16 protein-coding genes are annotated in these 24,308 nt (G+C 67.6%); 7 read left to right on the forward strand and 9 right to left on the reverse strand.

Annotated features, from left to right (window positions below; translation table 11 throughout):
* The first annotated feature begins 718 nt into the window (after positions 1-718).
* Entirely contained in the window at positions 719-1,957 is a 1,239-nt protein-coding gene (locus OG900_05750) for an IS256 family transposase (protein ID WUH89699.1), read from the forward strand.
* A 374-nt stretch (positions 1,958-2,331) separates the two neighbouring features.
* Positions 2,332-4,824: a GH32 C-terminal domain-containing protein gene (locus tag OG900_05755; GenBank protein WUH89700.1), complete on the forward strand. Its 2,493-nt coding sequence runs from the start codon at positions 2,332-2,334 to the stop codon at positions 4,822-4,824.
* Here the strand turns inward: OG900_05755 and OG900_05760 are convergent.
* Positions 4,817-5,863 carry a LacI family transcriptional regulator gene (locus tag OG900_05760; protein WUH89701.1) on the reverse strand — a complete coding sequence of 349 codons (1,047 nt, stop codon included), beginning with the start codon at positions 5,861-5,863 and terminating at the stop codon, positions 4,817-4,819. The genes OG900_05755 and OG900_05760 overlap by 8 nt on opposite strands.
* Before the next feature lie 139 nt (positions 5,864-6,002).
* On the opposite strand from OG900_05760, the gene OG900_05765 reads away from it, so the two are divergent.
* On the forward strand, positions 6,003-8,555 hold the full coding sequence (locus tag OG900_05765; protein ID WUH89702.1) for a GH32 C-terminal domain-containing protein: 2,553 nt from the start codon (positions 6,003-6,005) through the stop codon (positions 8,553-8,555).
* A 198-nt stretch (positions 8,556-8,753) separates the two neighbouring features.
* Here the strand turns inward: OG900_05765 and OG900_05770 are convergent, their stop codons facing one another.
* Positions 8,754-9,854 (reverse strand): LacI family DNA-binding transcriptional regulator, encoded by a 1,101-nt coding sequence (locus OG900_05770; protein WUH89703.1) that lies wholly within the window; start codon positions 9,852-9,854, stop codon positions 8,754-8,756.
* A 570-nt stretch (positions 9,855-10,424) separates the two neighbouring features.
* Complete coding sequence (locus OG900_05775; protein ID WUH89704.1) at positions 10,425-11,390, reverse strand: carbohydrate kinase; 966 nt, start codon at positions 11,388-11,390, stop codon at positions 10,425-10,427.
* A 263-nt stretch (positions 11,391-11,653) separates the two neighbouring features.
* Here OG900_05775 and OG900_05780 point away from each other — a divergent pair, with 263 nt between their 5' ends.
* The 4 genes from OG900_05780 to OG900_05795 all read left to right on the forward strand — a co-directional run bounded on the left by OG900_05780 (position 11,654) and on the right by OG900_05795 (position 15,789).
* Positions 11,654-12,688 (forward strand): substrate-binding domain-containing protein, encoded by a 1,035-nt coding sequence (locus tag OG900_05780; GenBank protein WUH89705.1) that lies wholly within the window; start codon positions 11,654-11,656, stop codon positions 12,686-12,688.
* Positions 12,689-12,816: 128 nt separating this feature from the next.
* A complete protein-coding gene (locus OG900_05785; protein ID WUH89706.1) occupies positions 12,817-13,812 on the forward strand; it encodes an ABC transporter permease in 996 nt (331 codons plus the stop codon).
* Positions 13,812-14,705, forward strand: a complete 894-nt coding sequence (locus tag OG900_05790; protein ID WUH89707.1) for an ATP-binding cassette domain-containing protein — start codon at positions 13,812-13,814, stop codon at positions 14,703-14,705. The genes OG900_05785 and OG900_05790 overlap by 1 nt, the downstream gene beginning before the upstream one ends.
* Positions 14,706-14,775: 70 nt before the next feature.
* Positions 14,776-15,789 (forward strand): LacI family transcriptional regulator, encoded by a 1,014-nt coding sequence (locus OG900_05795; GenBank protein ID WUH89708.1) that lies wholly within the window; start codon positions 14,776-14,778, stop codon positions 15,787-15,789.
* Positions 15,790-16,234: 445 nt separating this feature from the next.
* Here OG900_05795 and OG900_05800 read toward each other — a convergent pair whose 3' ends face one another.
* The 6 genes from OG900_05800 to OG900_05825 all read right to left on the reverse strand — a co-directional run bounded on the left by OG900_05800 (position 16,235) and on the right by OG900_05825 (position 24,206).
* The gene (locus tag OG900_05800) at positions 16,235-17,704 is read right to left on the reverse strand and encodes a glycoside hydrolase family 32 protein (protein ID WUH89709.1); all 1,470 of its coding nucleotides are present in this window, start codon (positions 17,702-17,704) and stop codon (positions 16,235-16,237) included.
* Between the two features lie 44 nt (positions 17,705-17,748).
* Positions 17,749-18,627: a carbohydrate ABC transporter permease gene (locus OG900_05805; protein WUH89710.1), complete on the reverse strand. Its 879-nt coding sequence runs from the start codon at positions 18,625-18,627 to the stop codon at positions 17,749-17,751.
* Positions 18,624-19,616, reverse strand: coding sequence for a sugar ABC transporter permease (locus OG900_05810; protein WUH89711.1), 993 nt, complete (start codon positions 19,614-19,616; stop codon positions 18,624-18,626). The genes OG900_05805 and OG900_05810 overlap by 4 nt, the downstream gene beginning before the upstream one ends.
* A gap of 6 nt (positions 19,617-19,622) precedes the next feature.
* Positions 19,623-20,879 (reverse strand): sugar ABC transporter substrate-binding protein, encoded by a 1,257-nt coding sequence (locus OG900_05815; protein ID WUH89712.1) that lies wholly within the window; start codon positions 20,877-20,879, stop codon positions 19,623-19,625.
* A 249-nt stretch (positions 20,880-21,128) separates the two neighbouring features.
* Entirely contained in the window at positions 21,129-22,187 is a 1,059-nt protein-coding gene (locus OG900_05820; protein WUH89713.1) for a LacI family DNA-binding transcriptional regulator, read from the reverse strand.
* A gap of 531 nt (positions 22,188-22,718) precedes the next feature.
* Positions 22,719-24,206 carry a ricin-type beta-trefoil lectin domain protein gene (locus OG900_05825; GenBank protein WUH89714.1) on the reverse strand — a complete coding sequence of 496 codons (1,488 nt, stop codon included), beginning with the start codon at positions 24,204-24,206 and terminating at the stop codon, positions 22,719-22,721.
* Positions 24,207-24,308 lie beyond the last annotated feature (102 nt).

A 24,308-nucleotide genomic window follows, 5' to 3' on the forward strand; every position in this document is an offset into this window, starting at 1 on the left:
GCGGGGCGTGGGGAGTGCGGTGATCCGGCAGGACGGCCCGGAGTTCGCGGCCGCCGGCCGGGGCGAGTTGAAGGCCGTGTTCGGTTCCATCAACGGTGCGGGTGGCAGCGGTAGAAGGACAGTACGCGGGTGTATCGGTGACGGCGCACGACGAGGAACGCGTGCCCGGCTGGCAACACGAAGCGACGGAGACAACCGGGTGAACCGGCCGGCTGATCGATCGCTACCGCCGCCGCTCGGAGGAGGCTCGCCACAGCGCCGACCCCGTCCACTTCGTTCGGCTCTTGGGCATCCTCCCGATCGATGCGAAGTACGTCCGCACAGCGCGGCACCCCGACAACAGGCTGCCCTGCTTCAACGCCTCTGATCCGCCGGCAGTCCGACCCTCCAGCGCAGCCGCGCCCACGGCAACTGTCATGCGGAGAGTAGCCGCACTCTCAGGAAACGTTTCCTCCTCGGCGCTCAGCTCTGCGACGTTGCGGGTTGACGATGCGCGACACCAGCTCTCATTTGAGACGCGGAGGCGCCGCCTTCCGGAGGTGACGCGTCCTTGGTCCGGCAGCACCTCGCTGTCGGGTGCCCGGTTGCGTCCTTGGAAGTGGTGTAGCGGGTTGGACCTGATCCGGGGGTTTGTCCCGGCGTCCGGGTTGGTGCCCGCATAGAGAGACGGCCACCGGCTGATCTTCGAAGTGTCTAAGCCTCGAAGGAGATCAGCACGATGACCGCACATGACAGTCTGCCCCTGCACGCCCTGACCGAGGAGAACTTGGCCTCGGCGAGTCCTGACCTGCTGCGCGCGATGATCAAGACGTTCGCCGACGCGCTGATGTCGGCGGAGGCCGACGCGCTCTGCAACGCCGAGTACGGGCAGGCCAGCGACGAGCGCGTCAACCACCGCAACGGTTATCGCCCGCGGGAGTGGGACACCCGCGCCGGCACCGTCGAACTCGCGATCCCCAAGCTGCGGCAAGGCAGCTACTTCCCGCACTGGCTGCTGGAACGGCGCCGCAGGGCCGAACAAGCCCTCATCTCCGTGGTCGCCACCGCCTACCTCCTCGGCGTCTCAACCCGCCGTGTCGAGAAACTCGCCCAGTCCCTCGGCGTCACCCAGCTGTCGAAATCCCAGGTCAGCGCCATGTCCAAGCACCTGGACGAGCAAGTCACCGCGTTCCGCAACCGGCCCCTGGACGCAGGCCCGTACGCCTTCGTCTGGGTCGACGCCCTCACCCAGAAGGTCCGCGAGCAGGGCCGGACCGTCAACGTCCACGCCCTCGTCGCGGTCGGAGTCAACGCCGACGGGCACCGCGAGATCCTCGGCATCGACGTCGCCACCGCAGAAGACGGCGCCGGCTGGCTGGCGTTCCTGCGCTCGCTGACCGCCCGCGGCCTGAGCGGAGTCCAGCTCGTCGTCTCCGACGCCCACACCGGCCTGGTCAATGCGATCGGGGCGGTCCTGCCCGGCGCGTCCTGGCAGCGCTGCCGCACCCACTACGCCCGCAACCTGCTCTCCCAAGTGCCGAAATCCGCCCAGCCCTGGGTGGCCACCCTGCTGCGGACGGTCTTCGAACAACCCGACACCGATGCGGTGAAAGCCCAGATGACGCACGTGCTGAACGCCTTGGAGGCGAAGTTCCCCAAGGCCGCCGCACACCTGGACACCGCCCAGCATGACCTGCTGGCCTTCACCGCCTTCCCCCGCGAGATCTGGCGGCAGATCTGGTCGAACAACCCGCAGGAGCGCCTGAACAAGGAGATCCGCCGCCGCACCGACGTCGTCGGGATCTTCCCCGACCGCACCGCACTCATCCGCCTGGTCGGCGCAGTCCTGGCCGAGCAGAACGACGAATGGACCGAAGCCCGCCGCTACATGGGGCTCGACCTGCTCGCCAAAGCCCGCCTCCACTCGATCGGGTCAGAAACCGACGAGACCGCCCTGCCCACCGAACTCACCGCATAGCCTCAAAACAAGATCGCCGAGTGGCCGTCGATACACCACTCCAGCGGACGTGACCGGGTGCCCAATCGTTTTGGCCCCAGGTATTGCCAGCGAATCTGCACCCGTTCTGCGGACCTGTCAATCCCCTCGAACGTCCTTGTCGCGCGTGGGCGACCGGCGTCGTCGAACGCCCGGTCGGAAGTGTTGACATGCCCCCAAGGCGGCCTGATGCTGTCGGGCAGCCGTTGAGGATACGTTCCCTCAACATCCCGGCAATCTCCCCGTCGCCGCTTCGCGACCGTAAGGTGTCGCCACTCCGTAGCTGTCGTATGTCTTCCGCAACCGGAGGAACTGTGAACGTTCGACGCCCATCAGCCCTGGTCAGCCGCGTAGTCATGGCGCTCGCGCTGCTGATCGCGGCCGCCCAGGCGGCTCTGACCCCGCAGCATGCGCAAGCCGACCAAGCGCCCGTATACCGGGCGGCTTACCACTTCACCGTGCCCGACAACTGGATGAACGACCCGCAGCGGCCGATCTTCGTCGACGGCAAGTACCAGTACTACTACCTGTACAACGCCGACTACACGCACAGTGTGGGGACCGCGTGGCGCAGAAGCACCACCACGGACAACCTGGCGTTCCAGGACCAAGGTGTCGCGATCCCGAAGAACACCCAACCCAACGGCGACATATGGTCAGGGTCCGCAGTCGTCGACGGCTCGAACACGGCCGGCTTCGGAGCGAATGCCGTTGTCTCCGTTATGACCCAGCGTGACAGCAGCAGCGGAGCCCAGGCACAGTTCCTGTGGTACTCCACCGACGGGGGGAAGACGTTCTCGCACTACAGCGACACCCCCGTGCTCCCCAACCCAGGGAAAGCCGACTTCCGCGACCCGAAGATCGTCCGAGACGCGGCCCACAACCGCTGGGTGATGGCTCTCGCCGAGGGCAACAGCATCGGGTTCTATACCTCGTCCGACGTGAAGCACTGGCAGTTCCAGAGCACCTTCGGCACCAGCGGAATCGGTACCATCGAGTGCCCGGACCTGTTCTCCGTCCAAGCCGACGACGGCACCACGAAGTGGGTCCTCGGCGCGGGGGCCAACGGCAAGGCGTCCGGGCTGCCCAACACGTATGCCTACTGGACCGGAACCTTCAGCGGGACAGGGTTTCAGGCGGACCAGGCCGCCCCGCAGTGGCTGGACTACGGCTGGGACTGGTACGGCGCGGTCACCTGGGACAAGATGGTCGGCGGCTCGCCCGACCCGGCCGTCCGGTACGCGATGGGCTGGATGAACAACTGGGACTACCCCGACAGCACTCCGACCTGGTCCAACGACGGCTTCAACGGCACGGACTCGATCGTGAGAGAGATCCGTCTCAAGAAGCAGGACGGAGCCCTCTACAGCCTGGTCTCCCAGCCCGTCAGCGCGCTGGACAGCATTGTCAACCGCACCGTCGACCTGGGGACGATCCCGGTCAACGGGCAGGTGCCGCTGTCGTACAGCGGCAGCACCTACGAGCTGAGCGCGGACGTGAGCTGGGACACCGCGACCAACATCGGCCTCCAGTTGCGCAAGTCGGCCGACGGCACCCACCACGCCGATGTCGGCGTCTCCGGTGGCAACGTGTACGTCAACCGCTCTCAGACCGGCAACCCGGATGGGTCGGGCCGATATGTGGAGAGTCGGTCGCCGATCAGCAAGAAGACCGTCCATCTGCGCATCCTGGTCGATCGCACCACTCTGGAGGTCTTCGTTGACGACGGTAAATACGTCCACTCCAGCGAGATTTTTCCAGCCCCCGAAGACAAGGGGATCTCGCTGTACAGTGCCGGCGGACCGGCGCAGTTCTCCAATGTGGTGATCCGTGAGTTCAAGGATATCTACAGCACGACGAAGGCCGATGACGGGAACAATCCCGGGAGCAATCTGACTGGTCCGTGGCGCGCGGCGGGCGGGTCGTGGACGTCTCTCCCGGACGGGAAGACGGGGACTGCGCCGGGCGACGGGTTCTACGTCTCGGCGCAGTCGGGTTCGGATTTCTCCTATGCGGCTGATTTGCGGCTGGACACCGCGAATGCTGCGGGGATCACTTTCCGGGCGTCGAATGACCTGGCCAAGCACTACACGGTCAACATCAATGCCGACGGCGGCGGCCAGGTCAAGCTCTGGCGGCCCGGGGCCACCGTGGGCACGTTCAACACCCCGATAGTTCGCGGACGCGACTACCACGTGAATGTGGTGGCCGTCGGTCCCCGCATCCAGGTCTATTTCGACAACAGTGCCGCACCCGTCGTCGATGTCACCGACAGCACCTACACCAGTGGCCTGTTCGGCATCAACGTCTACAACGGCGGCGGCACGATCCGTAACGCAGAGGTCGGGCCCCCCGACTCCGGCTCCGGCCCGAGCTCCGGTTTCAAGACGAACCTGTCGGGTCCATGGACGAGCGTGGCAGGCTCCTGGTCGGACACCGCAGCCGGGGAGGTGGGCACGTTCAGCGGTGACGGCTACCTCCTGTCCTCGCAGTCCGCGTCGGACTTCAGCTACGACGCCGACCTCCGCCCCGACACCGCCGGCGCTGCCGCGGGCCTGACTTTCCGCTCCAACGATTCTGCGACCGGTCATTACACAGTCAACGTGAATACTTCCGGCCAGATCAAACTGTGGCGTCCCTGGGTGACGCTCGGTGTCTACAACACATCGATCTCTCCCGGAACGGTCTATCACCTGAAGATCGTAGCGGCAGGATCCAGGATCAAGGTGTTCTTCAACAACGCCACCACCCCGGTGATCGACGTGACTGACACCACCTACAGCAGTGGCCGCCTCGGCCTCAACGTGTGGAACGGGTCGATGACCTCCCAGAACGTCACCATCAGCTAATACCGAGATCGCCCGGTATCTCGCCGGAGCCGCGTGCGAGATACCGGGTGGGGAGAACGACATGGCGTGCTGGGCTTGAATCCCCGTCCAGCCGGGCCAGGAGCATCGTCGCCGCCGTTCTGCCTATTTCTGCTGGATCCTGTGCGACGACAGACAACGGCGGATCGAGCAGATCCGCCATATCGAAGTCGTCGAAGCCGACGTGCGCGACGGAGTGATGCAGCTGCAGCTGCTGCAGCACGCGTCGCGCACCGATCGTCAGCAGGTTCTGGGCGGTGATCAGCGCGGTCGGCGAGTTCCGGCCGGTGAATATCTCGGTCGTGGCGCTTTCGGCCGCGGCAGCGTCGTGGATATCCCGGCGTGCCCAAGAGGTGCGTACCGCGCACCGGGCCTGGGTCATCGCCGCTACGAATCCGTCCCAGCGCTGCTGCGCGGTCCACAGGGATGTTCGGTCTCCCAGGAAGGCGATCTTGCGATGCCCCAGCGAGGTGAGTCGCCGCACCGCCTCCGCGATGCCGCCGGCGTTGTCGACGGTCACGGTGTCGACGCCGTCGAGCGCCAACATCCGGTCGACGCACACCACCGGAGTTCCGAACTGCCGCGCGGAGGCCAGCTCCGCGCCCACCTCGCCCGTCGGGAGGACCACCAGGCCGTCCACCCGACGGGTCAGGAGGGAGGTAAGCAGACTGCGTTCCCGAGCTGGATCCTCGTCGCTGCTGCCGGTAAGGAGGAGAAGGCCCCGTTCAGCCACCACGTCCTCAACCGCCCGGTGCAGCGAAGAAGAGAACGGGTTGGCGACGTCTTCCAGGACGAGCCCGACTGTGTCCGTGCGGCGGTCGGTACGGCGCAGATTGCTGGCGGTGGCGTCGTGACGATAGCCGAGCTGCTCGACCGCGTCGCGGACCTGGGCGGTCAGTACCGGATCGACCAGCACGCCGTTGACGACCCGGGAGACTGTCGTAAGGCCCACCCCGGCGAACGCCGCGACGTCGCGCATCGTCACGCGCCTGCTGCGCGGCCGTGCTCCGCCTGCGGTCATCGCCGTCTCCTCCCACGCAGACCTCACCGCCCAAGGCGGTGGGTCCCGCCCCATGGACATTGCGCACCTCTTGGCACATGCTAGCGGGCGCTCCAGGAAACGTTTCCTCAATCCTTCGCCTTCATTTCGGAGAGAAGTCATGCGGATCTCTCATCGCGGCCGTCCCTGGCTGCGCATACTGCTGACCCTCGCGCTGCTGTCCGTCGCCCTGCTGGGCGCGAGCAGGACCGCTGTCGCCGGCCCCGGGGCCGAGGGCTCCCGGCAGCAAGTCCCCAGACCTGCCGCCACCAGCCCCGGTTCCGAGCCCTACCGGCCCCGGATCCACTACACACCAGCACAGAATTGGATGAATGACCCAAACGGGCTGATCTTTTACAAGGGCAGGTATCACCTCTTCTACCAGTACAACCCGTCCGGCAATACCTGGGGCAACATGTCCTGGGGGCATGCGGTCAGCACTGATCTGGTGCACTGGAAGGAGCTGCCGCTGGCGATCCCGCAGGACGATCAGGAGATGGTGTTCTCCGGCAGCGTCGTCCTCGACCGAAACAACACCAGCGGGCTCGGCACCTCTCGCAAGCCTCCGCTGGTCGCGGTCTACACCAGCAACTACAAGCAGACCGGGAAGCAGGCACAGTCCCTGGCCTACAGCACGGACGAAGGCCTTACCTGGACCAAGTACTCCGGCAACCCCGTGCTCGACATCGGCTCGACCAACTTCCGCGATCCCAAGGTGTTCTGGCAGCAGGCGACCCACCGCTGGCTCATGGTCGTCGCTCTGTCCGACCAGCACAAGGTCCGCTTCTACTCCTCGCCGGACCTGAAGTCCTGGACAGCGCTGAGCGACTTCGGCCCCGCCGGAGCCACCGGTGGCCTGTGGGAGTGCCCAGACCTTTTCGAACTGCCGGTGGCCGGTGCCGGACACCGGCACAAGTGGGTTCTGGTCGTCAACATCAACCCGGGCGGGATCGCGGGCGGATCAGGGGCCCAGTACTTCACCGGAGACTTCGACGGAACCAGGTTCACCTCCGATGACCCGCCGAGCTACACGCCGCCCGCCGGCATGATCCTGGCCGACTTCGAAGGCGGCTACGGCCCCTGGACCACCACCGGCACCGCGTTCGGCACCGCACCGGCGGACGGCTCCCTGCCCGACCAGCAGGGTGTGTCGGGATTTGTCGGCGCCGGGCTGGCCAACAGCTTCCTCGACCACGATGCCTCGACCGGGACGCTGACCTCACCGGAATTCACCGTCGGCAAGCCGTACCTGAACTTCCTGGTCGGTGGCGGCAAGCACCCCCACGTCAACGGCACGGGTGATGGCGCCCCGCCTCCCGGCGACGTGTTGGCAGACTTCGAGGGCTCCACCTGGGGCGACGGTTGGACTGCCACCGGGTCGTTCGTCAATGCCGGTCCCGCTCCAGGCCCGCTCCCGGGCCAGATCGGCGGCAGAGCCCTGGACACCTGCGTCGAGTCCTGCGACCCGGCAACCGGCACCATCACGTCCCCGACCTTCACCATCACCCGCCGCTACATCGACTTCCTCATCGCAGGTGGCGACCACCCCTACGGCAGGGATGGCGCAGCCGCGTTCAACCTCGTCGTCGACGGGAAAGTCGTACGCACCGCGACCGGCCTGGACAGCTCCGACATGCTGTGGACGTCCTGGGACGTCAATGACCTGATCGGCGAGCAGGCCACCGTCCAGGTCGTCGACGACGCCGTCGGCGGGTGGGGGCATCTCATGCTCGACCACATCGTGTTCTCCGACGTCGCGGCCAAGCCGCGCGATGCGCAGACCTCCGTCAACCTCCTGGTCGACGGGAAAGTGGTGCGCACCGCGACCGGGCAGAACAGCGAGTCTCTGGACTGGGCCTCGTGGAAACTGGCGGACCTGGCAGGGAAGAAGGCCCGGATACAGATCGTCGACGCCGACCAGGGCAGTTGGGGACACATCTTGGCCGACCAGTTCACGCTCGCCGACGCCCCCGCCCGCAGCAGCGTCGAACGCGCGCACTGGGTCGACTACGGGGCGGACTTCTATGCCGCGGCCACCTACAACGATGCCCCAGGCGGCCAGCGGATCATGGTGGCCTGGATGAACAACTGGGACTACGGCCAGAACACCCCCACCAGCCCATGGCGCAGCGCCGACTCCTTGCCCCGCAGACTGTCGCTGCGCTCCGTGGACGGCAACCTGCGGCTCGTGTCCGAGCCGGTGGACTTGTCGGGACTACGGCGGGGGACGCCGTTGCACATCAAGAACCGGGCGGTGCCACGTACCACCGTGCCGCTGGGCGATCGTGGAGCGGTATCCGAGATCGACGCGGTCTTGAACCCTGGCAGTGCCACGACATTCGGTCTTGACCTGCGCTCGGGCGAGGGCCACAAGACCCGCCTCGGCTACGACACCAAGACCGGTGAGCTGTACATCGACCGAACGGAGTCCGGAGACACCAGCTTCCATCCGGTCTTCCCCGGCGTGCACCGCGCCCCCCTCGCTCTCGACCACGGCAAGTTGCGCCTTCATGTAGTCATCGACGCCTCCTCGATCGAGGTCTACGCCAACGGGGGCCTGGTCACCCTCACCGACCAGGTCTTCCCGGGCCCCGGCGACACCGGGATCAGCGCGTTCGCCGTCGCAGGGACGGCCCACGTCACACAACTGACCGCATGGAGGCTGGACCTCTGAAGGTGCAAGGCGGGTCCGCAACGCATCGCCGTTCGGACCCGCCGCCCGGCTTCCAGCGAACCTGCCAGGCCCGCGGACGAACGAACGGGCACCAGAACGGACGCCTGGGAGGCCTCGCCGCTCCGGGACAACGACCAGGGCGGCAAAGCGGCCGCCCTCGGCGTTCACCCCGTAGGTGTGGTTCCTGGCTGTCCGGCATCACGGCCGGGGGGGCGGACCGACCGAGTCCCGCAAGATCAGCGGACAATGCAGGTACTCATGGACGGCTGCGGCCGCGGGAGCAGCGCCAGCCGCGGCGTCGATCGCCTGCTGGAGGTGCACGATCGCCCGCGCACCCATCTCGTAGTGCGGAAGTGCCACAGTGGTCAGAGCGGGGAAGAGATTTTCGCTGATCAGCTCCTGGTTGTCGAACCCGATCACCGAAAGGTCCGTCGGAATGGCGAGCCCGGCTTCCGCCGCCGCGCGGTAGGCGCCCATCGCCATACGGTCGTTGAAGCAGAACAGCGCGGTCGGAGGATCCTCCTGGCCGAGCAGGGTCCGGGCTCCCTGGTAGCCGCCCGCGCCAACCGCGTTGTGGGCGACCACCAGGTCAGGGTCGAAGGCGATCCCCGCTCCTGCCAGCTCCGCCTTGTAGCCCGCCAGCCGGCCCCGCGCAGCGGGGATGTCCTCGATGTGGTTGATGAAGCCGATCCGCCGGTGACCACGCGCCACCAGCGCACGGGTCGCTGTCCGACCCCCCTGCTCCTCGTCCGGTACGACAGAGGCGACGCCGGGATCGTCACTGCGTGCGTCCAGAAGGACGGTGGGAACCGAACGCAGCAACGTGGGCACCTCTACCACCCGGTGGTACATCGCGGCGTAGAGCACGCCGTCCACGCGGTGCTGGAGCAGCAGCGTGATCTCCTTGTCCTCCAGCTCCTGGTCGCCACCGGTGTTCAGCATCAGCAGCATCAGACCGCGCTTGGCCGCAGCCTCCTGCGCACCCCGGATGATCTGACCCGCATGGGGCGTGGTGGCAATCTCGTCGGAGACGAAGCCCACCGTGTTCGACCGGCTCAGGCGCAGCCCGCGAGCCAGGCCGTTGGGCAGGTACCCCATTCGCTCGGCTGCATCCAGCACCGTCCGCCGGGTCGCGGCGTTGATGCGTTTGCCCTGCACGTCGTTCAGTACATGGGACACCGTGGTGACCGAAACGCCGGCAGCAGCGGCCACATCCTTGAGTCCAACGCGTTTCATGAGAACCTGCCAGAACCTTTGGGCTTGTCGGTTGCGATGAAGCTCATGCGCGTTGCCGTGCATGTCAACGGTTCGTCATGGCCTCGTGTCCCGTGCGGAGGGAACGGAGGCTCCCGCTCACCGCCGGTGAGCAGGTCGGCGGCCGAACGAAGTGGCGCTCCCCCGGCGCGCTCGGCGGGATGCCATGGGCGGCGGCGTAGAGACGATCTGACGGTCGGGCCGACCGGGGCCGCCCCGGGCGAAGCAGCGGCAACGCGCCGGGCGTGGAGGCGAAGCCGCACCCCCTTGTTCATCACGCTCCGCAGATGAGTCGTAGCCAGACGGTGGATCGTCTGCCTATGCGGCTTCGAGCACCTGCCCAAACGTTTTGGCACCGCAAACACGACGATGCGCCGTGGCTATACATATGTCAACCCTGACCAGATGCTCTTATCGCGACAGGTCAGAAACCGCACAAGTCGCTCGGAGCGAGCGAACTACCGGGCCATCGGCGCCGGGAGGCGGACAGGCCATCACCCGCCGTCGTCGGTGCACACGACCCCTCCCATGCCAGTGTCAGTACTGCCTGGCCAAAACCGGCGACCCATGGCAAGTCCAGGCAGCGGCCCACGCCGGCCGGCGCCAGGTCGGGCGTCAGAGTACGGGTGTCGTCGCCGGGCCACCGAGCTGATGAGCCCACGGCGGGTTGGGTCCGGGAACTGAGCAGGTCAGGGCCGCCACCCGGGTGCCGAGCTCGGCTGCGGCCACGGCGTCGGCGAGCGTCAGATCGGTCAGTCGCCCACCGAGCAGGCCGCGCGCCCCAAGGTGGTGGAGCAGGCCCGCGGTGAAGGAGTCGCCGGCGGCAACGGTGTCCGCCACTCGCACCGGCACACCCGGCAACTCCGCCCGTTCGCCGTCCAGTGACACCAGCGCGCCCCGATCCCCTCGGGTGACGACCACCAGGCGGGCCCCGGAGGCGTGCCACTCGTCGCAGGCACGCTCCGGGGGCGTTCCTGGGCGCAGCACCTCCAGATCCTCCTCGCTGACCCGCAGGATGTCGGCGACCTCGCACCAGCGGGTCAGCCGTGCCCGGTAGTCGGCCGGCGGCACGAGTTGCGGGCGCACGTTCGGGTCCAGCGACACAGTGGCGCCGGTGGCCGCGCGCACCAGGAAGTCCTCGACCACTGCGGCGCCCGGCGCCCGTATCAGCGTGAGCGAGCCGGCGTGCAAGCAGGCGGTGCCGGCGAGGTCCACCGCGTCCAGTTCGGCGGCTGTCCATTGCCAGTCGGCCGTGCCCTCGGCGTGGAAAGACCAGGTGGCGGAGCCGTGCTCGTCCAGTTCGGCCACTGCCAGGGTGCTGGGCTCGGCCGCCCGGGGGCAGTCGCGCACATCCACCTGCGACTCGGTCAGCCGCGCCCGGAACAGGCGGCCGAAGGTGTCGTCGGACAGCCGGCCGAGGAAGCGGACCGCTGTGCCCAGCCGGCCCAGCGCGACGGCGGTGTTGGCCGGCCCGCCGCCGGGCAGGACGCGCAGCGCCAGTTCGCCCGACGGGGCGGTGCTGCTCGCGAGGAGGGCGTCGGCGACGCACTCGCCGACCACGGTGACCTGGGGTCCCTGCATCGATGGTTCTCTTTTCGTGAGATGACGGCTGTGCCCGGAAGCCGCGCTGTGCGCCGGGAACTCGCTGCTCGGGCCGCGGCTTCGTTGGGTCGGCGCCAGGGGTGACGGCGGTGTTGCCGACTTGTTATGGCCGAGGGGCATTGACGTTTCGACGATGCGGAGCCCATCATCCTCAGCAGGCCAATGTCAACGATGACAGTGTCAACGATGACATTTTGCGACCGCCGCCGGCGCCGCACTTCCGTACTGCTGAGGAGCTGACCATGTCCCGTCTCACCCGCGCCGCCGCCCCCACCGCCGTCAGAGCCGCCGTCGGGCTCACGGTCGCGGCGCTCGTGCTGACCGCCTGCGGATCGGGGTCCAAGGGATCGTCGTCCGCCGCAGGGTCCGGCTCGAACGACAAGATCAAGGTCGGTCTGATCACAAAGACCGACACCAATCCCTTCTTCGTGAAGATGAAGGACGGCGCGCAGAAGGCCGCCACGGCCAACAACGTCGACCTGGTGACGGCCGCCGGCAAGTTCGACGGCGACAACGCCAGTCAGATCACCGCGATCGAGAACATGACCGCTGCCGGTGTCAAGGGCATCCTGATCACCCCGAGCGACTCCAAGGCCATCGTGCCCGCGATCGCCAAGGCCCGCGCCAAGGGCGTCGTGGTCATCGCTCTGGACAGTCCCACCGACCCCCAGTCCGCCACCGACGCCCTGTTCGCCACCGACAATCTCAAGGCCGGCGAACTGATCGGCGCCTACGCCAAGGCCGCGATGGCCGGCAAGCGGGCGAAGATCGCCACGCTGGACCTGGCGCCGGGCGTCGCGGTCGGGCAGCAGCGGCACGACGGCTTCCTCAAGGGCTTCGGTATCAGCGCCGGCGACAAGTCGATCGTCTGTTCCCAGGACACCGGCGGCGACCAGGCCAAGGGCCAGACCGCGATGGAGAACTGCCTGCAGAAGGCCTCCGACCTCAACGTCGTCTACACCATCAACGAGCCCGCGGCGCTGGGCGCGTACACCGCGCTGAAGGCGAAGGGCCGCGAGAAGGACGTGCTGATCGTCTCGGTCGACGGCGGCTGCACCGGAACGCAGGCGGTCAAGGACGGCAAGATCGCCGCCACCTCCCAGCAGTACCCGCTGACGATGGCCGAGGACGGCATCAAGGCGGTCGCCGACTACGCCAAGGGCGGTGCCAAGGCCGCCGGTTACACCGACACCGGGGTCACGCTGATCACGGACAAGCCACAGACCGGCGTCGACGCCAAGGACACCGCCTACGGCCTGGCCAACTGCTGGGGATGATGCCTGACCTGCGCGCGGCGGCCCCCGCGATCGGGCGGCCCTCTCCCGCAGCCACAGAACGGCGGCCCGGCCGGTGACGCCCTGACCAGGGCCGGGCCGCTTTCGACTCTCACACCGCAAGGACCCCCATGACCACCGCAGCCCCCCCTTACTCCACATTGAAGGAGCCGACCCGGCTGCGCCGGCTGACCGCCGCGCCCACAGCCGGCCCATTGGCCGCCCTCGCTCTGGCCTGTACGTTCTTCTCGTTGACGACCGACCAATTCCTGTCAGGCGGCAACTTCTCCCTGATCATCCAGCAGGTCATGGTGGTAGGCGCTCTTGCCATCGGCCAGACCCTGATCATCCTGACAGCCGGAATCGACCTGTCCTGCGGGGCGGTGATGGCGTTCGGCTCCATCATGATCGCCAAGACCGCGGCGGAGGGCAGCGTCCCGCCGCTGGTGGCGATCGCACTGGGCCTGGGCGTGTGCGCCGGGTTCGGTCTGGTCAACGGCCTGCTGGTGCGCCTGGTGCCGCTGCCGCCGTTCATCGTCACGCTCGGCATGCTGAACATCGCCTTTGCCCTGACGCACGTCTACTCCAACGAGCAGACCATCACCGGGCTGCCGCGGACGCTGACTTTTCTCGGCGAGACCTTTCCCCTGGGGCACACCGACGTCACCTACGGCTCGGTGCTGACCATCGCGCTCTTCCTCGCCTTCGCCTACGCGCTGGGCAACACCTCCTGGGGACAGCACGTCTACGCGCTCGGCAACAGCCCCGAGGCCGCCCGGCTCAACGGCGTCCGTACCGGCCGGCTGACCATCGGTGTCTACGCCGTGGCCGGCCTGGTCTACGGCATCGCCGCACTGCTGCTGGTCTCCCGCACCGGCGTCGGCGACCCCCAGGCCGGGCAGACCGAGAATCTCGACAGCATCACCGCGGTCGTCCTCGGCGGCACCAGCCTCTTCGGCGGCCGCGGTACTGTCCTGGGCTCCCTGATCGGCGCGCTCATCGTCGGTGTATTCCGCAACGGCCTGCAGCTGATGGGTGTCGCCTCCATCTACCAGACGCTGATCACCGGCATTCTCGTCATCCTCGCGGTGACCGTCGACCAGCTCTCCCGAAAGAGGATCCGCTGATGACGCCGAAGACCCCCACACCCCCCGACGCGCACGGCACGTCCTCGACGCCCGTGGCGAAGCCGACCCGTCCCACCCCTGTGCTCCAGGCCCGCGGGGTGGTCAAGCGCTACGGTCACGTCACCGCCATCGACGGCGCCGACTTCGACTTGATGCCCGGCGAGGTGCTCGCCGTCATCGGCGACAACGGTGCCGGAAAGTCCAGCCTGATCAAGGCTCTCACCGGCGCCCTCGTTCCGGACAGCGGCGAGATCCGGCTGAACGGAGAGGTCATCCGCTTCAGTGGCCCCCAGCAGGCCAGGGAGCACGGCATCGAGACCGTCTACCAGGACCTTGCCGTCGCTGCGTCCATGGATATCGCCTCCAACATGTTCCTCGGCAGGGAACTGCGTCGGCCCGGCCTGTTCGGCAGCGCGCTACGCATGCTGGACAAGAAGCGGATGCGCCAGGAGGCCGCCGCCCACATGGCCGAGCTCAAGATCGGCCTGCGGTCGCTGACCCAGACTGTCGAAACCCTGTCTGGCGGACAGCGCCAGGCGGTTGCCGTGGCCCGCGCGGTCGCCTGGGCCAGTAGCGTCGTCGTCATGGACGAACCGACCGCGGCCCTGGGCGTCAAGGAGTCCGGCCAGGTGCTCGACCTGATACGCCGCGTGAAGGACAAGGGCCTGCCGGTCGTCCTCATCAGCCACAACATGCCGCACGTCTTCGAGATCGCCGACCGTATCCACGTCCATCGCATGGGGAAGCGGGAAGCGCTCATCAAGCCGTCCGACTACTCGATGGCCGAGGTCGTGGCGATCATGACCGGGGCGCTGACGGTGGGAAGCGACGGCAGGAGAACCACCGTCGCCGACGCGGATGCGGCCAGGGCCGCCGGGCTGCCCACCACGTGACCTATAAGATGCCCCGTCGGCCGGTGACCAGGGCCGGCCGGACAGGGGCAACAGCGGAGAACGGTGGCATATGAGCGGGGATCGGCGGCCGACGCTCAGCGATGTGGCCCATGAGGTCGGCGTCAGCGCCAAGACGGTCTCCCGGGTTCTCAACGGTGACGGCCCGACTTCGGCCAAGACCCGCGAGAAGGTCATGGAAGTGGTCGCCCGGCTCGGCTTCCAGCCCAACCTCATGGCCCGCAATATTCGGCGGGGCAGTCCGGACAGCACCATCGGCCTGGTCGTCCCGGACATGGGCAACCCCTTCTTCGGCACGGTGGCCGGGGGGATCGAGGACGCGGTCCGCGAGCGGGGCCTGACACTGCTCATGGGCTCATCGGCCGAGGACCCGGCCCAGGAACGCGCCCTCATCGAGACCTTCCTCAGCCGCCGGGTCAGCGCACTCGTCGTCGTTCCCTCGGTCGGCGCGCATCACGACTACCTCGGCGGGACCTCCTCCGGACCGCCCGTGGTCTTCCTGGACCGGCCCGGCAGCGGGCCGGCCAGCGACAGAGTAGTGAGTTCCAACCGGGCCGGCGCCCAGGAAGGCACGGCGCACCTGCTGGCGGTCGGGCACCGGCGGATCGGATTCATCGGAGACCTCCCGGCGGGCCTCTACACCCGCCGCGAGCGCCTGGCCGGCTACCGTGCCGCTCTGGCCGGTGCCGGCGTCCCCTACGACAGGCACCTCGTCGTCAGCGGCCACGACCAGGACGCTTCGGCCGCCGCTACCGAACGCCTTCTGGACCTCGCCGAGCCGCCCACGGCGCTGCTCGCCGGGAACAACTTCACGGCCATGGGCGCGGTGACGGCCCTGGCCAGGCGACGCCGCAAGGACATCGCCCTCGTTGCCTTCGACGACCTCCCGCTTGCCGAGATCCTCGAACCGCCCCTGACGGTCATCGCCCAGGACCCCGCCGCCCTGGGCGCCGCCGCGGCACGGACGGTGCTCGCCCGTCTCGACGGCGACCGCACTCGCCCTCGGGCCGAGGTCGTCCCTACCCGACTTGTCCTGCGCGGTTCCGGCGAACTGCCTCCCCGCTGAGCCGGACCATCGTCGAGGCGGCTTCCCGGACGGCCCTCAGGACGGCGCTCGGCGACATTGCCGTCGAGATTCCGCAGCGCGCCCTGGCAATCGTCAGCGACCTCAGCGCACCAGCGCAGCGCCACAGCCGGGGAAGGGTCATGCACGCCGTTTCGCTGTCCCCGTTGCCCCGGGTACGGGTTTTCGGCCTGAGCACGACGCGTGACGCACGGCCCGGACTTCGGCTGCGCTCGCGGCGCGGATGACGCACGTTGCCACGACGTCCGCGAACGAGCCAGTGCGGAGCGGGGCGGTCAGTGCCCGGCGGATCCCAAGTGGCCAGGACCTCTGGCGTGGCTGCCGGCGGTGTCGTCCAGGTGGCCGAGCGCGATGGCGGCTCGGCCGGGGGCCTGTCCGCCCGGCCAGGCGAGGTCGGCCTACCCCTTGCCTGGCCGGACAGGCGCGTTCAGGCCAGAGAACCTTCCCAGGTTGCTGCCTCGGCGGCGGGCTCCTTGATGGTGAGCGGCCGAATCTGCCACGCGTCCACTGAGTAGCGGAGCTGCGCGTCCGAAGCGGCCCGCGCCTGCAGGCGCCAGGGGCCGTCGCCGACCGGGTAGAAGCGCAAGGTGAGTGCCTGCCCGGTGGACAGGAATATCTCGGCGACGGAGTGGTCGACGATCAGCCGCAGGTCGACAGGCTCGCCGACGGGGTACGGCATCGAAAATGTGCCGCGGTTCGCTTTCGGGTCGAGTGAGGCATTCTCGCGATCCACCACCAACAAGCCCGCGAACGGGTCGAGGCGGATGTCGAGGTACTCGGAGCCGTCCGCGGAGGTGACCAGGCGCAGGCCGGCTCCGCCGGAGGGATCCAGGCGTGCCGTGAGGTCGAAACTGCGGCCCGGTTCGCCCAGTTCCACCAGGTTGTCGCCTACGGCCGATCCCGCCGCGTGGACCACACGTTCCCCGCGGAGGGCGGTCAGTTCGGCGGCGGGTTGCTGGTGCACCCGGCTGCCCCCGGTGAGCTTGATCTCGCGGGGAACCGTGAGGGTCCCGGCCCAGCCGTCGGTTCGGGTCCACACCCGGTCGCGGGCTTCCCAGGCCCAGCCCCACAGCAGCCATCTGCCGCCAGGCGCACGCATCACGGCAGGGGCGTAGAAGTCGGGTCCGTGGTCGAGGAGTTGGGGTGGCTCGGCCTCGAAAACGTCGTTGCGGTCCTCGCCGGGCAGCGCCAGGACGCCGCCAGGTCCGTCCTCGGGGCTCCAGGCGCTGAGGATGAGGATGCCCCGCCCCAAGCCGTCGGCTGCCGGGAGGTACTGGGGGCACTCCCAGCCGTCGCCGGTGACTGCTCCGGCGTCACCGACGGGCTGCGGAGCGCCGGCGTGGAAGGGGCCCAGGTAGGTCCAGTCCTCCAGATCGGGAGAGTCGTAGAGCAGGACAGCGGCGCGGCCGTCGGCGAGGGCGGCGCCTACCAGCATCCGCCAGCCGCCGCCGTGCCGCCATACATAGGGGTCGCGGTACATGGTGGTGCCGTCGGGCGGTTCCGGTATGAGAAGGTCGCCGCGTGGTCGGAAGGTCAGGCCCCCGTCGTGGGAGGTGGCGGTTGTGACCGGCTGGTGTCGGCGGTCGCGACGGTAGGCGGAGTAGAAGGCGACGATCCTGTCGCCGTCGGATACGGCGTTGCCGGAGTAGCAGCCGTCGGCGTCCTCACCGCCGGGAGTGGGGGTGAGGGCGAGGGGCAGCGTCTGCCAGTTCAGCAGGTCGGCGCTGCGGAAGTGGCCCCAGTGCATGTTCGCGTGATCGGTTCCGTACGGGTTGTACTGGTAGCAGACGTGGTACTGGCCGTCGTGGTGAACCAGGCCGTTGGGGTCGTTGATCCAGTTTCGGGGCGGTCGCAGGTGCGCGACAGGCCGATGCCGGTCAAAGGGCGCGTTGGACACACGCGTGCCTTTCGAGATGTGGGCGAGCGCGAGGACGGGGCGGCTCAGCGGAAGGAGCCGGCCACGATTCCCTCGACGAAGTACCGCTGGGCGGCGAGGAAGATGAGCAGGCTGGGGATGAGCGCGATGATCACGCCGGCCAGCACGATGGAGATGCTGCCGGTGCCCAGGGTTCCCTGCAGGGTCACCAGGCCCAGCGGCATGGTGAAGTTGTCGGTGGACTGCAGGAAGATCAGCGGGCGGAAGAACTCGTTCCAGTAGGCGGAGAAGGTGAGGACCGCCAGGGTCGCCATCGGGGCGCGCGCCATGGGGACGTAGATGCGGGCGAAGACCTGGAAGTGCGAGGCGCCGTCGACCCGTGCGGCCTCGCCGAGCTCACGGGGCATCTGCAGAAAGTACTGTCGCATCAGGAAGGTGCCGAAGGCACCTCCGATGACAGGCAGGATCAGTGCCATGCGGCTGTCGGTCAGGCCAAGGTATTTGATGATCAGGAAGACGGGGATGATGGTGGTCTGGATGGGGACCATCATGGTGGCCAGGATGATGCCGAACAGGGCTTTGTTGCCGCGGAAGCGGACCATGGCGAAGGCATAGCCGCTCATCGTGGAGGTGATGAGCTGGCCGACCACGATGAGTCCGGTGACGACGACGCTGTTGAGGAAGAACGACGTCAGCGGCACCTGGTCGAAGACCGCCTTGAAGTTCGACCAGATCGGGTGGGTGGGGATCCATTGCGGCGGTTGGTCGAAGGACGTAGCCGGTGTGCGCAGCGAGGTGGCCACGGCCCACACGAGCGGGGCCACCACCAGGAGGGCTGTCACGGTCAGCACGGTGATCGACAGCAGACGTCCGACCTTGGGACGGTGACGGGGGCGGGACGTACGGGCAGTCGGCGATATCTGCTTGCCGAGGATGGCGGTCACGAGTAGAACACCCACTTTCGGCTCACCGTGAACTGCACGGCTGTGATGACCAGCAGGACGACGAACAGCACCACGGAGATCGCGGAGGCGTAGCCGAACTGGAGGTTTTGGAAGGCGGTCTGGTAGACGAGCAGCACCGTGGTGTACGTCGAGTCGCCTGGGCCGCCCTTGGTCATCACATACGGCTGGTCGAACAGCTGCATCGTGTTGATCAGGCCCACGGTGGAGGCGAACAGCAGGGTCGGGCTGATCAGGGGCAGCTTGATCCGCCAGAACATGCGGGCGGAAGTGGCACCGTCCATCTGGGCGGCCTCCAGCACGTCGACTGGTAGCGAGCCGAGGGCGGCGACGAACAGGATGAACGTGAAGCCCAGTTGCTGCCATACCGCGACCAGCACGATGGTGGCGGTTGCTCCTCCTGTGGAGCTCAGCCATGACACCTGTGGCAGATGCAGCAGGTCCAGGTAGTAGTTGATGACGCCGAACTGATCGTTGAACATGTACGACATCACGATGGATATGGACGCCGCCGAGGCCAGCATGGGCAGGAAGTACGCAGCGCGGAAGAGGTTCTGCACGATCTTCGACGCCCGCTGCGCGACGAGCAGTGCCAGGCCCAGGCCGAGGGCGACCTGGAGGACGACGATCATCACGGCGAGGCCCGAGGTCACCAGCAGCGAGTGGGTGACCGCCTTGTCATGCACGAGCGCGTCGAAATTGTCCAGCCCCACGAACTGAGGGCTGGAGATGGCGTCCCACTTGAACAGGCCCAGGACGAACGAGGCGAGGATCGGGGCGATGGTGAAGACGACGACCACGACCAGGGCCGGCGCCACCATGACGTAGCCGAAGAAGGTTTCGCGGCGCGCACGGCGGTTTTGCGAACGTCGCCGCAGGATGTCGGCGTCTGCCAGCGGCCGCATGGGGCTGCTGGGCTGCTCGCCCGGCGGGGCGGAGGCACGGCTGACGATTCGGACAGGGTTCGACATCGGGCGTCATCCCGTCTTCGCGGCGGTTTCGAGATCGCGCTGGAGACCGTCGAGGGCCGATTTGGCGTTGCCCGACGACATGGCCTGCGTGGTGCGCTTGTTCAGCGCGATCGCCATCGCGTTGTAGTACGGCGGGGCAGGGATCGGGGCGGTGTTGTCGAACTGGGTGAGCGTGTCGTGGAAGACGTGCCAGTTCTTCGGCCCGTTGGCGGCATACCTCTCGGCCGTCATCATCGACTTGCGCGGGAACGTGGTGACGTTGCCGGGGAACAGCAGGTCGAGGTTCTTCGCGGACACCAGGGTCTTCACGAACTCCCAGGCGAGGTCCTTGTTCTTGGAGGACTTGAAGATGCCGTAACCACCCGCCCCGAACAGGTGTCGCTGAGTCCTCCACTTGGGGAAGTACTGGACGTCGAAGGAGCCCGACGCCATGCCGGCGTTGTGGAGTCCGCCCGCCCAGAATCCGCCGCCGATGGCCGTGCCGATCTTGTTGCTGGCGAACAGCCCCTGGAGAGTGTTGCCGCCGCCGATGTCGGGCTTGGGCGACAGGCCTTCCTTTTGCAGCTGGATCATGTAGTCAAGGGACTCGATGACTGGAGCGGAGTTGGCAGTGGGGTCACCCCAGCGCCAGCCGCCCTTGCGGTGGGCCGCGGCGGGGTCGTTCGGGTAGAAGGTGTTCCACAGCCAGTCGCCGCCGTCCCACTTGCCCTCCGTGAGAAGGTTGCCGCCGTTGGCGTACATCCAGGACGTCCAACTGCCCCAGAGCCGGACGACCCAGTCGTAACCCACCGTGTTGCCGCCCCCGGCGGAAACCTTCTTGGCGATGTTGTAGAAGTCGTCCTTGTTCCAGTCGGCGGCAGGCTGGCCGACGCCGGCGCTTTCGAGCAGGGACGTGCTGTAGAACATGTTGCCCGCGTTGAAGTCCGTCGGCAGTTCGTACAGGTGGCCCTGGTACATCATCGCCTCGACCAGAGCCGGGTGGACGTCGGCGAAGTACGACTTGAGCTCGGAGGCGTCCCGCTTGACGTAGTCGTCCAGCGGCTCCGCCAGTCCCTTGGCCGCGAAGAGCTGGAGGCCCTCGGTCGCGACCGAGGCGATGTCGGGGGCGTTGCCGGCGGCAATCTGGGTGAGCAGCTTGCTGAAGAAGTCGTTCCAGTCGGTGCCCGAGGTGCCGGTGAACTTCACCTTCACGCCCGGGTGCGCCGCCTCGAACGTCGCGGCCGCCTTGCTCAGCTTGTCCGCGGACGACTGGTCCGCGAACACCGAGACCTTCAGTACCTTCGATCCGGAGGAGCTGGAAGACCCGGAAGAGCATGCGGAAGCCAGACCGCCGACGCCCGCCACAGCGGCGGTCGCGGCTCCGGCTCTCAGCAGGCCACGACGGTTCATCGACGACCGGAAGAGTTCAGAGGACATGGTTGTGTACCCTCACTGTGTTCGAAGTACAGACAGGAGTGACGACCGATCGCAGCGGTCGCCTGTCATCGTGTGAAGTGCTTCGCCGTCCCGGGGTCAAGACCGGGGCGGCGAAGTGACCGATGCCCGCCCCACCAGCGGGCAATGCAGCATCTCTTGCGTGACGGGGCCTGGTGGGCCGCCCGCCGTTCCGGTGAGCGCGAGCAGCTGGGTGACCGCTCGTTCCCCCATCTCGTAGTGGGGGAGCTGGACAGTGCTCAGCGCCGGGTAAAGCGCCTCAGCGACCAGCTCCTGGTTGTCGAACCCGATCACCGACAGATCCCCGGGAATGGAAAGCCCCAGTTCGGCGGCGGCCCGGTAGGCGCCGGCCGCCATGCGGTCGTTGAAACAGAACAGTGCCGTCGGGCGCTGCCCGGTTGTCAGCAGCCGTCGCGCGGCCCGGTATCCGGCAGCCACGTCGTCGGCTACCGAACCCAGGTGCGCCACTTCCTCGGAGGCGATCAGGGCGGGATCGTAGGGGGCACCGGCCTCGGCCAGCGCCTTGCGATAGCCCGCGATGCGACCGTGAAGAGCAGGGATGTCCGCGGTTCCCGTGGTCATGCCGATCCGGCGGTGCCCGTGATCGATCAGTTCGCGCACCGCTGTGTATCCGCCCTGCACCTCGTCCGGCACGACGAAACCGACCGCGGGATCGTCGCAGCTGGCGTCCAGGAGTACCGAAGGCGTGGAGCGCAGGCTCTCGGGAAGGCGTACGACCTGGTGGTACATGGTGGCGTACAGCACCCCGTCGACCTGGCGCTGAAGCAGCATCTCGATGCTGCGACGCTCCAACTGCTCGTCGCCGCCGGTATTCACCAGAAGGAGGACCACTCCATGGGCCGCTGCGGTCTCCTGAGCGCCGAGAACCATCCGGCTCGCGTTCGGGGTAGTGGCGATCTCGTCGCTGATGAAGCCTATGGTGTGTGACCGCTGGGTCCGCAGCCCCCGGGCCAGACCATTCGGGGCGTACCCCAGTTCCTCGGCCACCCGCAGGACACGCTCGCGGGTCTCCTGACTGGCTCGCTTGCCCTCCACGCGGTTCAGGATGTTCGACACCGTCGCCACCGACACGCCGGCTGCGGCAGCTACGTCCTTGATCCCGATCCGTCGCGCCATGACCTACCCAAAATGGTGAAAACCAGGTTGGCTAATCGTTTAGCCACTTGCTTGCACAGAGACTGCCTCTGACCAAAGTCCCTGTCAATGGCTCGTCACGAACTCGTGGCGTCGGCATGACCCGTCACCTCCGGTCAGCCCCGACGATCACCGTTTTGACGCCCAGCATCAGGTCCATGCCGCTGCCCTCGCGAGTGGCGAGGATGGCACCGGCCATGTCGCCGTCCGCGGTCCACGGACTGGGGCCTGGACATGGCGTTGATCTTTTCGGCTGGACGTCGAAGTTCGAGGGTGCTGCCGCAGCGGCCCGGTCCGACGCCACGAGGAGCGTGCGCCGTCGGCCGGGCGCGGACCGTGCCCCGCGGCCGCCGTGGCCGCCGGGCCACGGTGCATCCGTCGGGCCGCCCGACGCAGGATGCCTGCCCCGGCACGGGACAGGCATCCTGGATTCGCAGTGGCTCGTGCCTCCAACGCCGAAGGCGGCGGAGTCGGGGCAGGGCGCGTGATGGCGGCCCTGCCCCGTAGCCGGGTTCAGCCGGTCATGCTCCACTGCTGGTTGCTGCCGCCGGTGCAGCTCCAGAGCTGGATCTTCGTGCCGTTGGCGGTTCCCTGGCCGTAGGCGTCCAGGCACAGGCCGGACTGGACTCCGGTGATGGTGCCGTTGGAGTTGATGTTCCACTGCTGGTTGGTCTGGCCGTTGCAGTCCCAGATCACCGCGGCGGTGCCGTTGGCGGTTCCCTTACCGGAGGCGTCCAGGCACTTGTTGCCGTAGACCATGAGCTGCTTGCTCGCGGTGGACGTCCAGCGCTGGCTCGAGCCGCTGTTGCAGTCCCACAGCTGGGCCTGGGTGCCGTTGGCGGTCGAGGAGTTGTTGATGTCGATGCAGCGACCGGAACCGGAACCCTTGATCGGCCCCGTCCCCGTCCCACCGGTGCCCCCGGTGGTCCCACCCGTCGTACCGCCAGTGGTGCCGCCGCCGTCGCCTTGGCCCCAGGCGTATTGCAGGCGGGTCAGGCCGGAGGGGTTGGTCAGGGTGAGTTTGGTGGCCGAGCCGGTGCCGGTGCGGGTGGTCATGCTGTACCAGTCGCCGTCGCGCAGTCCGGGCCAGTAGACGCTGCCCATGCCCAGGGTGCGCAGTTCGCTGCTGACGCCGCGGACGTAGGCGGGGAAGAGGGTGTTGCTGGGGATGCTGTAGTCGATGGTGTCGTAGTGGACGCCGTTCTTGCTGCCCGGACTCATGGGGCCGCCCCATTCGGTGGCGATGGTGCGGTCGGCGTAGCCGCCGATGTAGCTGGCGATGTGGTTGGCCCAGTCGGTCTCGTTTGTGTAGCCGGCGAAGAAGGAGTAGTCGTGGACGGCGAGCATGGTGCCGTTCAGGCGGCTGTCGTTGCCGACGGCCGGGACGTTCTGGGCGTCGCCCGCGCCGTCCAGGATGACCCGGGAGCGTGGCACGCTGGAGTAGCGGCTCAGCCAGGAGTTGTAGAAGTTGTCCAGGTCGCCGGTGCCGTAGCCGTAGGGTTCGTTGATCACTTCGAAGTAGGCGTTGGGGTTGGCGCCGTACTTGGCCACGACGGTGTCCCACATCTGGTTGAAGCTGTTGGTGTTGGGGGGTTTGCCGCCGGCGTAGGCCCAGTAGGCCAGGATGACCTTGCCTTTGGTCAGGGCGGTGTCGATCGCGCCGGTGTAGGTCGACCAGTAGCTGCCCACGGTGGGCTCGTTGATCGGCATGCGTACGGTGTTGGCGCCGGTGATCGAGTCCATCTGGCCGATGACCTGGCCGGCGGTGGCCGATGCCGAGGCGTACGTGTCCGAGGCGCTCAGCCCGGAGACGTACAGCACGCCGTTGACGAAGTTGTCCCTCTGGTCAGCCCAGTTCACGCCCCTGAACTGGTTGGTGGACGCATGCGCCTGATTGGACCCCAGCGTCGTCAGCGTTCCCGCGGCCAGCGCGAACACGGCGACGATCCGGCACAGCGCGAACAGCACGCTGCGGGGTAGGGCGGGATGAGATGATTCCACGGGCTGATCCTTCCCTGCGGCTCCTGCCGCGCGGATCGGTCCACGCGGTCTGCATCACGGATAGGGGATTGCGAAAGTGCTCCGCTAGGGTTCGAAGCGAAC

This window comes from Streptomyces sp. NBC_00433 (assembly GCA_036015235.1).
Lineage (GTDB): Bacteria > Actinomycetota > Actinomycetes > Streptomycetales > Streptomycetaceae > Actinacidiphila.

Bases quoted from the DNA above. Each gene is read 5' to 3' on its own strand.
- OG900_05755 (WUH89700.1), top strand. From the start codon at position 2,332: ATGGCGCTCGCGCTGCTGATCGCGGCCGCCCAGGCGGCTCTGACCCCG.
- OG900_05775 (WUH89704.1), bottom strand. From the start codon at position 11,390: ATGCAGGGACCCCAGGTCACCGTGGTCGGCGAGTGCGTCGCCGACGCC.
- OG900_05770 (WUH89703.1), bottom strand. From the start codon at position 9,854: ATGCACGGCAACGCGCATGAGCTTCATCGCAACCGACAAGCCCAAAGG.
- OG900_05780 (WUH89705.1), top strand. From the start codon at position 11,654: ATGTCCCGTCTCACCCGCGCCGCCGCCCCCACCGCCGTCAGAGCCGCC.
- OG900_05810 (WUH89711.1), bottom strand. From the start codon at position 19,616: ATGTCGAACCCTGTCCGAATCGTCAGCCGTGCCTCCGCCCCGCCGGGC.
- OG900_05790 (WUH89707.1), top strand. From the start codon at position 13,812: ATGACGCCGAAGACCCCCACACCCCCCGACGCGCACGGCACGTCCTCG.
- OG900_05760 (WUH89701.1), bottom strand. From the start codon at position 5,863: ATGACCGCAGGCGGAGCACGGCCGCGCAGCAGGCGCGTGACGATGCGC.
- OG900_05795 (WUH89708.1), top strand. From the start codon at position 14,776: ATGAGCGGGGATCGGCGGCCGACGCTCAGCGATGTGGCCCATGAGGTC.
- OG900_05785 (WUH89706.1), top strand. From the start codon at position 12,817: ATGACCACCGCAGCCCCCCCTTACTCCACATTGAAGGAGCCGACCCGG.
- OG900_05765 (WUH89702.1), top strand. From the start codon at position 6,003: ATGCGGATCTCTCATCGCGGCCGTCCCTGGCTGCGCATACTGCTGACC.
- OG900_05820 (WUH89713.1), bottom strand. From the start codon at position 22,187: ATGGCGCGACGGATCGGGATCAAGGACGTAGCTGCCGCAGCCGGCGTG.
- OG900_05750 (WUH89699.1), top strand. From the start codon at position 719: ATGACCGCACATGACAGTCTGCCCCTGCACGCCCTGACCGAGGAGAAC.